The following is a 13809-nucleotide window of genomic DNA, read 5'->3' as shown; positions in this document are numbered from 1 at the left end:
TCACCCACGACGACCGGCGGCTGAAACGCAAAAGAGCCCCCAGCGCCGAAGCGCCAGGGGCTAGTGGTGGTTCGCGCTCAGTTCCTCGGGCCGCTAGCCAGGCAGCAAGACAGCCTGCTCGTGCGGCGTCAAATGGTCCAACACCTTGAGCACCGTCCGCTCGACTGAAACCTTTGCCCCGGTGCGGCTCTGGACCACCTGCATGCGCACGCGAAGAACGTCACCCTTCCCAAACCGCTCGCCCTTCTCGACGCGAATGAGGAAGTCGCCGTCGGTGAGCGCAGCGTTGAAGGTGGATGCCCCATCATTGAATCGCCACTTGTTGCCGTCTTGAAAGACAGCCGCCACGATCGTGAGCGCCACCTCAACCGTGTTATCCGATAGTTGCGACTTTGCAGCCACGGGCACGAACGACTCAGCCTCCCTGCGGTCGACGGTGATTGCAGGAACTTCAGTTGCCCCACCTATGCGAAGTGCCTCGTAGCCCTCATGCGAAAGGCCAACCTTGACGAACTGCTCGACCGCCTCCGAAGCCTTTTCATTAAGCACCAAAGTCAGCGAATCCGTTCGGACCTGAATGATGTGGCCCGAGTTGTTCGTCACGGTGACACTCTGTCCATCATGCTTGATGGCGGCCGGTGGACTGCCCTTCAAGTGCTTCCATAGATCGAATGCGCCTTTGACAACATCCCATAGCTGCGCGGGGGTCAAAGCCGTGAAAACGGTCGCAGCCGATCCGCCCACCGTGAAGACAAGATCCGTGACGAACGATCCGTGCTCGAAACCTGCCACTTCGGCATGAGCTTCGGCGGCGTCGCCATAGGTACTCTTGACGGCCGCTACCATGAACTCCGAGAAGGCGATCATGTTGGCTGACGCTTCGTAGACGTTCATTCGGCCGGAGTCCAGGGCCGGCCCTTCATACCGCAACGCTACGCTTGTTTTCATGGCGCGCATTGTGGCATCCCAGGGCGTGTAAGCAGTACGGCTTAGTCTGGCGCGAGCAGCGCGCGGTCGTTTCGCACGATGCCCAGCAGCAGGCTCACTTCGGCGTCTCGCCGCGCGAGAGCACGTCGAGCTTCTGCAAGTAGCTCTCCACCCTCAGCAGCAGCGGCTGCGATGACTTCGGATCGATCTGCGACACGCTCACAGGCAGCGGGGTCGCTACGGGCCGCGACGCGATCACGGGCGGCGGTGGCGGCGAACTGGAGGCGCACGCGCTCAGTGCGAGCAGCATCGCCAGCGCGGCCAGCTTCCACGGTGCGGATGGTTTGCTCGAAGGCATGGACGGTCTCCTGCTGCTGGGCAGCGTGGGTGAGTTGCAGGGTGGCCACGCGCTCGGACTCGCGCAGCGCGGCGCGGTTGCGGTCGCTGGTCTCGGTGGCGCGGGCCTGGCGCTCGGTGGCCAGCTCGGCGCCGCGGTTGGCCAGGCGGACCTGCTGCAGCCCGACGGTGGCCACCAGTGCGACGATCAGCCACAGCCGCCAGTTGGCCAGCAGCATCCGGCCGAACGCGATCACACGCCCACCTCGGCAATCAGCTTCAACCCCACCCGAGCCAGAGCATCGAAAGGAGGCTCTTCGCTGATGTCTGCAGCAGCGAGAAGCGCAGTGCACTCTGCAAGGGTGATCGAGATACCGGCAGCCTGGCAGGCACCGTGCATGACGGCAGGGTCTGCGAGGACGGCTGCGAAGGTGTCTTCGATCATCCCGGCCGAAATGAAGTGCGTCGCAGGCGCAGCACCGGTGGGGCTCAGGGCGGTGGTGAACATGCCAGCACCGGGCGGCCCGGCCAGCGCGGCGCAGAGGTCGGCGCAGCGGCGTGCGGTCGCAGCAGGGACGATCAGGGTACGGTGAAGTTGGCTCATGGCGAAACGACTCCAATGCGCTGTACGCCGTACCTGCGGACCAGATCCGCCTGGGCGGCGGTGTATGCACCGACGCGAAAAATCATGCTGTAGATGCCGGCCGCGAGAGGCAGCGCTCCACCTGCAGCATCGAAGCCGCCGATTACCAGGTTTCCACTGAGTCCAGTTACTGCGCCAACCGCCATGCCGCCCGGCGAAGTACTGTCCACAAACTCCGTGTTTGCTGTGTTGTCAGTGCCAATGCTCAAAGATTGACGTGCCTTAATTGGCAGCGGTGATTCTGGCGTGGTGGCAGAGTTGTTGCGAGCCCAGAAGCCACCTGAACCGCCCCTTCGGAGGTATCCGGACGCCCCCGAGGACAGGAGCACTCTTCCGGGCGGCGCCGAGCTTTCCAAAGCTACGCCGACCAATCCCGCATTCAAGTTGATCGTTGTGCCGAACACGATCCGATCGTCAACACCATCGAGAGCAAGGTAGTAGCGACCAGTGCCATCCACCTGCAACACCCACCGCGAGGTCATCGTGGCCTGCTCAAGATAGATGCCACCGCTGTACTTCAGGAGGGCCGAGGCAACGGCCTGACCCGGCGCCGTCACCGGTGTGGTGCGCGCCACGTCCTGCCACATGGTCGAGAAGTCGTAGGGCGCGAGCTCACCACCCACCTCGCCCGCAGCGAACAGGGCCGCGATCTGCGGTGTCAGGTCAACGAACCGCCGACCTCTATTCGCAATCGAGGTCTGCGCTGTTGCGCGCGCGATGGGCCTTACAAGAGGCTTGTACATTCAGCTCTCCGTGAAGGCGCCGACCGCGATCGTCTGCGCAGGACGCACGACGAAGAACGTGCCCGGGCCCGTCAGGACGATGGCCGGCTGAGCCGCCGTCAATGTGAAGATGAGCAGGTCGGCGCCCGGCGAGCGCAGCATGACAGCGAAGCCGCCAGCCGGAATCTGGCCAGCAGAAAAGACAGCCACGGTGCGGGACTGGCCGTCCGTGAGCACGATGTCGGAGCTTTGAGCGGCGGCGATGCCGGACGCGAGGATGATGGTCTGTGCCATGGCGGTCTTTCAGGGTGAGGTGATGTGTGAGGCGGCCGTCAGCAGAGCGCGGCGCGCCGCGGGGTCAGGGCAGCTGCAGCGCGGCGCGCGCGGCACGGTGGCGGGCCGGCCAGAGCTCGGGGTGCACCTTCCCCGGGCGCCAGGTGAACAGGTACAGCGCATAGGCCTTGTCGGTCTCGGTGACGCCCGGCAGAGGACCAGGCGCCCACCAGAGATTCAGGCGCGCGAAGATCGCGGCCAGCACGTCGTTGTGCTCGAGCGCGTTCCACACGGCCATGCCATCGAAGGGCACGCCGTGCGCGGCGCACGCGGCGCGCGCGTGGTCACGAGTCGCCGGGTGCGTCATCACGCCCTTCACGCTGCCGCCTCGCTCGAACTGCCAGAAGCCGCGGGCGGGGCCGTTGCCCATCTGGCGCCGGTGCTCGAAGAGCGACTCGTGCAGGCCGATGGTCAGCAGCTCCACCTTGGCTTCGATGCTGCTCATCTTGGGCGGCAGCCAGGCAAGCGCGGGCTCGACGGCTGTACGAAGGATCTGATCGAGCGTCATGGTGCTCACTCCTTGGCACCAGGCAAGCGGCCGAAGCTGCTGCCTATGGTGCGGTTGTAGATGTACTCGCAGGCCTTGGCCCCGCCGAAGCTGATGGCGGGCACGAAGAACCCGACCAGCAAGCCCGGCATGCCGAAGTGCGCTGCGCTGAAGAAGGCCATCAGGCCGGCCAGCCACGAGCCGCCCATGTGCGCCGCGATGAGCAGCGGCAGGTTGCGGATGGGTGGCACGATGGCGTCGGGCGGCGCGTCGTTGATCTGCGCGCTGATGCGGATGAGCAGCGCGGTGCCGCCGCTCAGCGTCGTCAGCACCAGGACGAGCAGCCACTCCAGGCCGGTGATGGTCTCCACCGCTTGGCCGAAGGTGAGCTGCGCCGCGATGACCGATGGCGGCCAGATGGCCACCGCGCAGGCCTTGAGGCCGGCAACCGTTCGCACTCTGATCACAGGTCAGCCCTTTGCGAGATGCGCTCGAGCCGCGACTCGCGCTCGGCGCGCGCGTGGTCGAGCACGCCGATGACTGCGATCCAGGCGGCCATCAAGGCGTCGAGCACGTACCGGCTGGCCGAGGGCTTCAGGTCGCCGGACTTCACCAGCGCGAGCACCAGGGCGACCTGGCCGATGGCGAGCAGCATGAAGACGACGTGCCGGTGGCGGTGGGTGCAGCGCATCGAGTACCGATCGGGCAGCACGTCGTTGATGAGCACGTCGACGATGCCAGCCAGCGCGATCAAGCCCAGGAGGCTCATCGCGATCAGGCCGCCGTAGCCGTCCTCGGCCATGGCGAAGCGGTGCTGGCTGTACGGATCCCAGCCTGCGATCGCAGCGGTAACCGCCACCGATGCGCTGACGTAGAACCTCAAGGCCGCAGAGAAGTGGGTCTTCATCGCGCGCTCCGATCGGGCAACAAAAAACCCGCCGAAGCGGGTTGGGTGGTGGGGCGGTGCATGGTCAGCGTTTCGTCGCGGCCGTGAAGAGCGCGTCGAGTTCGACGGCATCGAAGCCCAGCGCCGCGCCGAGCAGCGCGACCAGCTCCGAGCCGCGCTCAACGGTGGCCGAGTAGTCCCACTCGATCTGCGCGACCTCCTTCTGGTCTGCGGGCAGCGAAGCAATGGCTGCGCCCACCGCGTTCAGTTTGCCGGCAGCGAGCAGCTCCAAGCGGGCCTGGCGCATCGTCACGATGGCAGGCACGGCTTCGATGACCGGCAGTGGCGCGCCGGGCGTGTTGCCCTCCCCCAGCCAGGCCAGGTAGTCCGCATAGTCCACGTTGAGCGGGTCGAGCGGGATGATGGCGCCGTCCTCGCGACGCTCGATATGGGTGCCGTGGTCGATGTACATCATGGGATCCTGGAGGTGGCGGTGAACAGGGCCGAGAAGATGCCGGCCCCGTTGCTATTGGCGATCTTTCCGTAGTCGACGGCGGTGGACCTCCAGTTGGTGAGTGCGAGCGTGCCGGTCTGGAAGTTACTGATCTGGATGTCGCCAGAGAACGCAACAGTGGGCGAGGCCCTCATTTCCACCGGGAAGTTCACCGTGCCGCCGTAGCCGGTCCCTGCGATGACCTGCCCCTGAAAGCCGCACTGGAGTACCTGGTAGTAGCGTTTGCAGAGGGCGAGCTCGACGCCGTAGGGCCGGCGCTCGATCGGAGTGGCCACCGTGCCCGGCTCCACCTGCACCGAACTCAGGGTGCCGGTCCCGAACTCCACAGAGAGCGTCGAGCCGCCGGCAACGCCGGTGATCTGGAACGGCGCGGCCGCATACACGCCACCGAGAACGCGGCCCTGGGCGGTGCCGGTGCGCGATACGGTGTAGGTCCCACCCTCGATGTTCAGGCCCTCGATGGGCTGAACCAGCGAGCCCGCAGTGATGGTGATGGTGGTCACACCGCCGACCGTCGCAAAGCTGTACGTGCACCCGGTAGGGCCGGCCTTCCACTGGTCATGGCCGTAGGCACCGGCCGCCAGCGTCACGGGGCTGGTCATTCCCAGCTGATTGACGGCGAAGTTCCCATTGGCCAGGCGCTGCCGGCCGCTGATGGTCGAGCCGATGCCGAGCGCGGCGCGCGCGTCGACCGCATTGCCGCTGGATCCCAGCAGCCCGCCCACACCGAACAGCGTCTCCCACAGCTTGCCGAAGCCGGCGCGCGCGGTCGCGTTGGATGGATTGGGAAATGGCGCCGAGATCTCGGCCTTGTCGGGAGGTGCTGCCATGGTCAGTAGCCTTTCAGGGTGATATCGGCAGTAGCGCCGGAGACAGAAACGTGGGCCGCGTTGAACGCGCGGATGACAGGGGCGAGCGGGTCGGTCTTGACCGTCTCGACGGTGATCGCGCCGCTGGCATTGGCCTGCAGCGTCGCCTGTACGGTCTTGATGGAAGTGAAGGGCTTCGCGTAGGGGACCGCGGTCCCGCCGGCGGCGATCGGCACATCGGCGAGGTGCTCCTCGAGGTCGGGCGCGTCGACGGTGAGCACGAGCGACTCCAGAACGCTGCGCGTCGTGCCAGCGCCGATGGTCACGCGGAACTGGTAGGCCTCGTTCGCCGCGACGACCTGGCCAGGCCATGGCATCCAGCCGCCGGGCGGGCCGTAGAAAGGCTCCGCGTCCGGTCCATAGAACGAATCGTTGTCGCCGCCGAAGAACGTTCCCGGGCCTGCAAGGCGGTACTCGATCCGCAGGTCGGTGCCCTGGGTATGCGCCTCGAGCGTCATGATCGAGCCAGCCAGCGCGGAGCTGATCGGCACGTCGGCAGTCACGAACACCATCTGCCCATAGGCCTCGATGTCGTAGAAGGGTTCGGTGTCGGCGCCGTAGAAGCTTTGGTCGTCGGTGCCATAGAACGAGTCCAGCGCGTTGGCGGAAGGGTTGCCGCCGACCAGCGTCCAGCCGCTTTGCTCGCCCTCCGCGAAGGGCCAGCCCATGGCGCCGAAGTCCCACTCTTCGACGACGTTGGCGATCGGCGGATCGCCCAGGTCCATGATGATGTTTCCGCTGGCCAGCGACACATTGCCGCTCGTGTCGATCGCCTTCACCATGATCGAGACCGGGCCGCCGGGCCTGGTGATCGGCTCCCACGGGCTCTCTGTGATGATGCCCTCGTGCAGCGGGGTCGCGCTGTTCCAGTCCAGATTGCTGCCGTAGTGGAAGCGGAACACGAAGCCGGCCAGGTCGGGCACGCGCCGCGGCAGGCTCCACGAGAGAATGCCGCCGCTGATCGACAGGTTCTCGACGTTCGGTGGCGGCTCGGTCTTGCCGACGACGACGTGCGAAACCAGAAGGCTCCAGTTGCTGATCGCCAGGGTGTTCCGGCTGCGCGCGACGATGGTGATCAACTCGCCATCCTCGAAGCCCGTCGCGACGGCCTCGGTCGCATCGCCTGGCACGGTGACGGTACGCACTTCCCCGGTCGCCATCGTCCTGAACTGAACCTCGATGCTGCCCGACTCGCGGATGGAAACGTCGAACACCGGCGCCCAGGTCACGCGCACGCCGTTGACGATAGTCCCGTCGCCCTGCACGATCAGTTCGTCTTCGCCGCTGCTTACCGAGGTGATCGTCGGCGGGGAAATGTCCCAAGGCCTCGGCAGGCCCGAATTGCTCACCAGGCCCTGAGGGACGAACGGTGCGCCGAACTGGTAGATGTAGGCGGTGTTCTCCTTGAGGGTGAGCTGCACAAAGCCGTCCGGCAGGAACGTGCGGCCGAGCACCTGAAACTCCTTGTTCACCCAGCCATAGCGGCTCGAGGTGAACTCGATGCAATCGAAGAGCTGCACGGGGTAGGCGCGCAGCTTGAACGGGGCTGTCACGGTCAGCGGGTCGCGACCGTCGCGCAGCATGATCCCGGCGATATGGAATGCCTGGCCGGCGTAGAAGACCGCCGGCATGGTCACTTCTTGCACGAGCTCGGCACCATCCGCGGCGACAAGGGAGTCGGCTCGGAATGGCGTGATGGGCGTCTCAACGTAGGCGGCAGCCTCGTCCCAGATCCGTGGCAAGACCGTGTTGATCTTGTCGTTGCGGGCGCGGTGCGTGCTGATCGTCACCGGGTTCTGAGTCGACCCGCCACCTTCTGTCCGCTGGACCACGGCCAGATCAGCGTCGTTGAGCGAGATCGTGGGCGCCTGGTAGACACCAGCTCGCACGAAGATCTCGCCCGCGGCGTAGGCCCACTGTCCGCCCATCGCCTGCGACAGGTCGTCGAAGACATCGCGCGTGGGTGCACCGAAGGGCACCACCATGGCAGCGCGGAACATGGGAACCCAGTCGGAGCCGGTGTAGCTGATGCGCGTGTCGCATGCATTGGCGGCAGCCATGAAGCGGGCGTCCTCCGCTGCGGTGACTGCATTGCGCTTGCCAAACTGCGGATGCAAGTGCACGTAGCGCATCATCATGGCCGGCGACTCGGTCCATCGCGTCAGCCCATCGCGGGGGTCGTAGATCTTCGCGCCGCGAACCAGAGCGGTCACGTTCGGAAGGCCGCTTGGATAGGCGGTCTCGTCGTAGTCGAACTCGCAGATGAGGTAGGCCACGCCGTCGACCCGGTGCGCTGGTGTCCAGACACCAGGCAGCAGCGACATCAGACGAGGATCCGCGCTCTGCCCCGGCGCGCCCAGATACCACCGGACCCGCGCCGCCGTGGTGAACTCTTCGTGCTGATAAAGGATGGAGTAGTTCGAGGTCGGGTCGTAGCTTGCGATCGTGACGACGTTGCCGTTAACCATCGGGTTGAGCTGCTCTGTCAGCACATCAATCCCACTGCCGATGACACGCTGTCCGACCACTGACCCGGGAAGCGGTGTATGGGGCAGAGTCACACTCGTGCCGGTCATGGGTGCACCGGCGAGCACCGTCTTCGTCCGCCCCCACGGGCCCGTGAGAACTTCCCCGCTGCTGTTCAGGTCGATAGGTTGGTCATTGAAGTAGATTCGCTCGACAGCGTCGATCTCGTGCGCCGCCAGCGCCAGGCACATCACGAACTTCTCTTTGTACTGGCCAACGCTCGAGCGGAAGAACACGGTGCCGCCCTTGCGCATGCGGCCGAGCACCAGTTCGCGCGAAGCCACAGTAGCCGGAACGTTGGCAAGGCGGTCGACTTGTGCCGCATCGAAGGCGGCGCGCGCGGCGCGCTCGGCCTTGTTCTTCTGGTAGCTCGACAGGGCGAGCATCCCAACGACCGTGATGGCATAGGCTGCGAACGTGATGGCCGCCGTGACTGTGCCCGCCGTGAAGATCGCAGCGAGACCGTATGCAATTACCTGAGGCATCAGATCTTCCAGGCCGCGATCGCGGCGCTCATATCCATTACGGCGAGGCCGTCCGGCCCTGGCCCAATTGCGGTGGTTCCGTTGCAGACGGCGAGCAGCTCTCGGCTCTCGTTGATCACCAGGACAACGTCGCCGACGCCTGCGAGCAGGGGCGAGACCGGCGCGCCCCAGGCATCGACCGCAAGCTGGCGGATGCCGCCCTGCTGCTCGACCACGCGCGCGGCGGCAAGAGCTGTCGAGTAGCCGCGGAACCGAGCGGCATAGTCGACGCCGGTCATCGCCAGCACCGCGTCGACAGTAAAGAGGCAGCAGTCATTCCGACCCCACTCGAACGGCATCGACACGCGCTTCTTCGCGAACTCCGCTAGGCGCAATTGCCAGTCGGCGCGCCTCATTTGCCCGGTCTCCATTCCTTGGAAGGCCAGACAACCGGTTGATTGGCCTGCGGTAGCACGTACTCGAAGGCGCGATCCCCAGGCGCGAACATTTGCTGATCTGCGTGGCTGTATGTCAGCGCTGCGCCACGCAGCAGGTCGACAGCAGAGCTCTCCGCGGTGACTTGGATGGTGCAGGTCTCGCCATCCTCGACAATGCTCATCGTGTCCAACTTGCCCGACCACTCAACGGGCGCGTCAACGATCTGGTACGTGCCGGCGTCGAGAACCGCGGTGCGGATGATCACGGGCGTGCCTTGCACCACTGCGGCATCGTCCAGGGCGAGGGAGATGTAGGCCGAGTCGACGCCGGAAAGCTGGAACTGCAGGCCCTTGATTTCACCGGGCGAGTCGTCGATCTCGCTCACACTCCCAAGGCCGTAGGCACCGCGGTACGTGATGCCGTTGAAATCCAGATCCCAGTTCGACGAATTGAGCGCGATCGGCGTCGGAAACGCCAACAGGACAAGCTGCACCAGAGGGACGACTGGCGCACCCAGCGCGGCAACCGTGGCAGCGGATAGGACTCTCATACGATCGCCTCGGCAAAGTCGAGCGAGATGCCCTCTGCATAGCCAGGAACGTACTGCACCGAGCTGGGTGACATCAGGCGAAAAGGTGCCGTGGGCTTGTCCCAGATCACCGCCGTGCCAGCGACAACGTTCCGGCGCACGCGGTTGACGAGGGGGACAACGCAACGCCGCATGCCACTGTCGACGACGCCATCAGCAATGCAGTCTTCGCTCACCTGCAGGAGCAGCCCACCGAGGCCGATCATGTCGCCGGCGAGCAAGGTGCTGAAAGCTGGGGCGACGATCATGATCGAGGCCGCCCCCTTGTCTGCGCCGTTGACGAAGGGCGCGCCGCGCATCGTCCCCCTCGGAATTTGACGGGCGAAGTGATACAGGTTCGCGGTGTTGGCCATCCCCCTGAGCGCCCCGATAAATGCCTCGTACTTCGCGGCGTCGGAGTGTGTCCGGTTCGGCAACGACATCGACGCCGTCCAACGATCATTCAGCAGGTCGACGACTTGCTCGCTGCCGCCGAAAGGCGACGAGTGCACACGCTGTACGGGCGCCAAGCGCATTGAGAACTGGTTCGGGCAGAAGCCCGCGGGCAAAGCGATGACCGTCATGCGAGAGCGCCCCCGTAGCTTCGGCTGCGACCGATCTGGCCGGCGATGCGACGCTCGGATCCCTGCACTGCATCGCGCAGTTGGGACTGCGTCGCGATGTCGCCGACGCTCCAGTGGTTGGTGATGCTCACCGGGGAGCCGCCGCCGCCCAGCGCGTCATTGGGGATGATCGCGCCGGCCGTATTCGGAGTGAACAACTCGGGGCCCTTCTCGCCGACGAGGTAGGTCTTGCCGCTGCCGACTGGACCGCCACCGGCGCGTGCGCCCGCGATGCCTCCGATGACCAGGTCGAATGCGTTCATCTGGTCAGTGGTGGGCCCGCTCGCCCCGCCGAAGTTGAAGGCCCCGCTGAGCATGCCGGCAAGCGGGCCCGTGATCGACTGCTTGATGGCGATGCGAGCGATGTCCGTGATGATCGAATCGACCAGGCTCTTGAAGTCGAGCTTTCCGGTCTTCACGAAATCCACGAGCGCGTCTTCCATCCCCTTGAAGGCGCTCGACACCGCGTCCTGGGTCTGCTTGAAGGCGTTCTGCGATTCGTCGAAGTAGTTCCTCGCGGCCTCCGACGCACCCAGGCTGAACGACTTCTGCCGCAGCTCGATCTGCTCGTAGTAGTCGCGGTAGCTGTCGATCGACTTCTTCTGAAACTCGCTGATCAGCGCCAGCTCGCGCGCATAGTCCTCTTGCCGGCCGGCGAACTTTCCGTTGCGGTTGTCGCGCTGCAGGTCCTGCCGCTGCTGCTCATACTTCTCTTCGATCTGGCTGATAGCCGCATCAACGCCACGCGACTTATCGCCGCGGCCCATGCCCGTCACCTCGAGCGCGCGCGCTCGGTTGGTCACGTCGAGGAACGATTGCGCGGCATCGCGCGCATCGGTGAATGCCCTGGCGATGGCCTTGGCGCTGGCCTCGGCCTGGGTGTCGAGAACAGTCAGGTTCGTGGCCGACGTAGCGCGTGCCTTCTCCAATGCCGCACGCGCGTCGGCAATCTTTCGGTCGTTCTCGATCCTGTCCTTGCCGGTCAGCTTCTCCTGCTGCAGGCGTGCGATCTGCTTCTCGATCCCCGCCTGCTCGAGCTGGTCGCTTTCGACCTGCAGCGCCCGCTTGCCGGCGAAGAAATCGGCCTCGCTGATCAGGCTGGCCGAGCGCTGGGCCGACATGATCTTCTCGCGGTTGTCGAAGGCATCGGTGAGCAGGCCCGTGGACTTCTTGATGTCGTCGAGGTCCAGCGCCAGCTGCGCCTTCGCTTCCTGCGCGGCAGAGTTGTCCTTCTTCGCAGCGCCGGTCTTCACAGGCGTTACAACCAAGGCCGGCTTCCCATTAGCGCGCGCTGCTGAATCGTCGTAGTTGCCACTCAGGTCGGCGGGCCGCCCCACGGCCATCACACGCGCCTGAAATTGGTCCAGCTCAATGCGCGCGCGCCTCCCATCCTCTTTTACGGCGTCGCTGATCGCGGTGAAACCGCTGAAGTCCAAGCGCGCCAATGCGCCCAGCTGCGCGATGATGGCGCCGATTTCCCGGCCTACGCCGAGGAAGACGAAGCCAACATCGGAGCCCACTACGGCCAGGGTCTGGAACACCACCGTCGCGGCCTGCATGGTGGTGTTGAGCACCGCAGACACGGCCTCAACAGTCGCCTGATTCCTTGCCAGATCGGCGAACAGCCCCTGCACTTGCGTCAACGCAGGAATGATTCCAGCTGTCTGCTGTTGGAGGAACAGGTCGAACTCGCCTCGCAGGCGTGCCGCTGCTTTGGTGTAGTCGTCGGCCGCAGCGATCTGCTCGCCTGTCAGCGTCACCTGGCGCTCACCGCCCTCGGCCAGGTCGTGCAGGAAGGGGAGCAGTTCCGCCCCCGACTTGCCCAGGAGCGCCACTGCGATGGCCGTCTTTCCGGCGCCGTCTTCAAAGCCGTCAAGCGCCTTGGCTAACGCGTCCATCTGTGCGACGGGGGAGAGCCGCTTGAACGATTCAAACTCCAGGCCGATGTCCTTCAACGCTGCGCCTACCGCCTTCGATTCGTCATCGGTCTTGGCCAGCGAGGACGTGAGCTTGATCGACGCTGCTGCGAAGGTGTCGGCGCTGGTGCCGGAAAGGGTCAATGCGGTCTGCAGCGTAGCGATCAGCTCCGCAGAATCACCGATCTTGTCCGAGAGATCCTTGTAGCTGGCCATTGCCTCGATGTTCCGATTCACGACCATCACGGTGGCAGCGGACACAAGACCGAGCGCAATACCAACGGCGGCGCCGGCCTTGGTTACGGCTGCATCGATCTCTTTCGCGCGCTTCTCCGCTGTCTTCGCGGAACGGTTCATGTCCGTCTCGAAACTGCCCGTGCGCGCAAGAAGATCGACGGTGATGCTTCCAATGGTCATGTTGTTTTTCTCGGGGGGGTGAATCCGGCGGCCTTGAACAGGTCGAGGTCTGCACCGGTGTGGCCGGTGCTGGGGGGCGGCTGCAGCCAGTCCAGCCGCCCCTGCATGTCTCCACCGCCGAAGGCGCCTGCGACCATGGCCGCCGGCCGGTAAAAACGGTGAAAGTCGTCGAAGGGATAGAGCCGATAGAACTCGATCCAGCCCTCGAACTCAGCAGGCGTCATGCGCGCCTGCAACTCCGCTACTGTTCGGCCGCCGAGGGCGAGGGCGAGGACGCGCCAGAACCATGCGTCTCCCCTGGCGGCGATGCTTTTTTTTCCTTGTCGCCGATCCCGTTCAGCGAGAGCACCGCGTTGAACAGCGCGTTCGCCGGCGCCGACTTGAGCCGCAGCGCCTGCTCGTAGGTCATGGCCGGCGAGCCGTCGGCCTCACACAGGCTGGCCGAGATGAGCTTCGCGATGCTGCCCGAGCGCACGTCCTCGTCGGCCGACTGCTCGGCGATCTGGAACTTGCGGTACTCCACCACGGGCATCTCCTTGAAGAAGAGCACATGCTTCTTCCCGTCGGGCAGCTCGACCGTCTTCTCGTGCACGGTCTCCGACACCATGAAGTCGTCGTACTTGCTCATACCGTGGTCATCTTGAAAGCCACCGCGCCGCTGCGCTGGATGGTGATGGTGCCCTTCCAGATGTCGTTGCCGCTGATGTCGATGTTGATGTCGGAGACGTAGCCCTTGAAGATGGCCGAGACCCGCGTGGTGACGACCTGCATCACCGATGCGAGGACGGTGGGCGCCAAGGCCGAATCCGAGCTGTAGATGCCCCACGACACTTCTGCGCCCGAGTCCTTCAGCGCGAGCAGCGCAGCGTGGCTGAGCTCGTCCTTGTGCACGTTGAAATTTACCGTCACCGCGCCCGGGTTGCCCAGGCCGGCAACGAAGGTCTTGTCGACGGTGTTGTCCAGGCACGTCGATTCGATCTGGTCGCGCGCGCCGCCGAGGCCGGAGACACCCGTGATGCAGACCGCGCGCGTGGCGGCAGTGGGGGCCGATGCCCAGTAGAGATCGGTGCCCTGGCTTTTGATTACGCTGCCCATGATTGAGGCCTTTCTTTAGAACGAAAAAAAGGCCGCTCTAAGGCG

At 65.1% G+C, this 13809-nt stretch carries 18 protein-coding genes; all 18 read right to left on the bottom strand.

The window, feature by feature from the left end; all coding sequences use genetic code 11:
* Window positions 1-93: 93 nt before the first annotated feature.
* The 18 genes from A9977_RS08255 to A9977_RS08170 all read right to left on the bottom strand — a co-directional run bounded on the left by A9977_RS08255 (window position 94) and on the right by A9977_RS08170 (window position 13764).
* Complete coding sequence (locus A9977_RS08255) at window positions 94-894, bottom strand: hypothetical protein (RefSeq protein ID WP_183024397.1); 801 nt, start codon at window positions 892-894, stop codon at window positions 94-96.
* Between the two features lie 95 nt (window positions 895-989).
* Window positions 990-1520: a hypothetical protein gene (locus A9977_RS08250; RefSeq protein WP_183024396.1), complete on the bottom strand. Its 531-nt coding sequence runs from the start codon at window positions 1518-1520 to the stop codon at window positions 990-992.
* Window positions 1517-1867, bottom strand: a complete 351-nt coding sequence (locus tag A9977_RS08245; RefSeq protein ID WP_183024395.1) for a hypothetical protein — start codon at window positions 1865-1867, stop codon at window positions 1517-1519. Before A9977_RS08245 ends, A9977_RS08250 begins: the two co-directional genes overlap by 4 nt.
* A complete protein-coding gene (locus A9977_RS08240) occupies window positions 1864-2649 on the bottom strand; it encodes a hypothetical protein (RefSeq protein ID WP_183024394.1) in 786 nt (261 codons plus the stop codon). The genes A9977_RS08245 and A9977_RS08240 overlap by 4 nt, the downstream gene beginning before the upstream one ends.
* Complete coding sequence (locus tag A9977_RS08235; RefSeq protein ID WP_183024393.1) at window positions 2650-2922, bottom strand: hypothetical protein; 273 nt, start codon at window positions 2920-2922, stop codon at window positions 2650-2652. It abuts the gene before it with no gap.
* Between the two features lie 64 nt (window positions 2923-2986).
* Window positions 2987-3469: a hypothetical protein gene (locus A9977_RS08230; RefSeq protein WP_183024392.1), complete on the bottom strand. Its 483-nt coding sequence runs from the start codon at window positions 3467-3469 to the stop codon at window positions 2987-2989.
* Window positions 3470-3474: 5 nt separating this feature from the next.
* A complete protein-coding gene (locus tag A9977_RS08225; RefSeq protein ID WP_183024391.1) occupies window positions 3475-3915 on the bottom strand; it encodes a hypothetical protein in 441 nt (146 codons plus the stop codon).
* Window positions 3912-4355 (bottom strand): hypothetical protein, encoded by a 444-nt coding sequence (locus A9977_RS08220; protein WP_183024390.1) that lies wholly within the window; start codon window positions 4353-4355, stop codon window positions 3912-3914. Before A9977_RS08220 ends, A9977_RS08225 begins: the two co-directional genes overlap by 4 nt.
* Window positions 4356-4419: 64 nt before the next feature.
* A complete protein-coding gene (locus A9977_RS08215; RefSeq protein ID WP_183024389.1) occupies window positions 4420-4809 on the bottom strand; it encodes a hypothetical protein in 390 nt (129 codons plus the stop codon).
* Entirely contained in the window at window positions 4806-5678 is an 873-nt protein-coding gene (locus A9977_RS08210) for a hypothetical protein (protein WP_183024388.1), read from the bottom strand. The genes A9977_RS08215 and A9977_RS08210 overlap by 4 nt, the downstream gene beginning before the upstream one ends.
* Window positions 5679-5680: 2 nt before the next feature.
* Window positions 5681-8728: a phage tail protein gene (locus A9977_RS08205; RefSeq protein ID WP_183024387.1), complete on the bottom strand. Its 3048-nt coding sequence runs from the start codon at window positions 8726-8728 to the stop codon at window positions 5681-5683.
* Window positions 8728-9123 carry a DUF6950 family protein gene (locus A9977_RS08200; protein WP_183024386.1) on the bottom strand — a complete coding sequence of 132 codons (396 nt, stop codon included), beginning with the start codon at window positions 9121-9123 and terminating at the stop codon, window positions 8728-8730. Before A9977_RS08200 ends, A9977_RS08205 begins: the two co-directional genes overlap by 1 nt.
* Window positions 9120-9638, bottom strand: coding sequence for a hypothetical protein (locus A9977_RS08195; protein WP_220811600.1), 519 nt, complete (start codon window positions 9636-9638; stop codon window positions 9120-9122). Before A9977_RS08195 ends, A9977_RS08200 begins: the two co-directional genes overlap by 4 nt.
* Before the next feature lie 53 nt (window positions 9639-9691).
* Window positions 9692-10297, bottom strand: a complete 606-nt coding sequence (locus tag A9977_RS08190) for a hypothetical protein (RefSeq protein ID WP_183024384.1) — start codon at window positions 10295-10297, stop codon at window positions 9692-9694.
* Window positions 10294-12669, bottom strand: a complete 2376-nt coding sequence (locus tag A9977_RS08185) for a phage tail tape measure protein (protein ID WP_183024383.1) — start codon at window positions 12667-12669, stop codon at window positions 10294-10296. The genes A9977_RS08190 and A9977_RS08185 overlap by 4 nt, the downstream gene beginning before the upstream one ends.
* Window positions 12666-12893 carry a hypothetical protein gene (locus A9977_RS08180; protein WP_183024382.1) on the bottom strand — a complete coding sequence of 76 codons (228 nt, stop codon included), beginning with the start codon at window positions 12891-12893 and terminating at the stop codon, window positions 12666-12668. The genes A9977_RS08185 and A9977_RS08180 overlap by 4 nt, the downstream gene beginning before the upstream one ends.
* Window positions 12894-12910: 17 nt before the next feature.
* The gene (locus tag A9977_RS08175; RefSeq protein ID WP_183024381.1) at window positions 12911-13297 is read right to left on the bottom strand and encodes a hypothetical protein; all 387 of its coding nucleotides are present in this window, start codon (window positions 13295-13297) and stop codon (window positions 12911-12913) included.
* Window positions 13294-13764 carry a phage tail tube protein gene (locus tag A9977_RS08170; RefSeq protein WP_183024380.1) on the bottom strand — a complete coding sequence of 157 codons (471 nt, stop codon included), beginning with the start codon at window positions 13762-13764 and terminating at the stop codon, window positions 13294-13296. The genes A9977_RS08175 and A9977_RS08170 overlap by 4 nt, the downstream gene beginning before the upstream one ends.
* Window positions 13765-13809: the final 45 nt, after the last annotated feature.

The organism is Variovorax sp. UMC13 (assembly GCF_014170375.1).
Classification (GTDB): domain Bacteria; phylum Pseudomonadota; class Gammaproteobacteria; order Burkholderiales; family Burkholderiaceae_C; genus Variovorax.
Note: the sequence above shows the minus strand (reverse complement) of the source record. Positions and strands in the feature narration are given on the sequence as shown.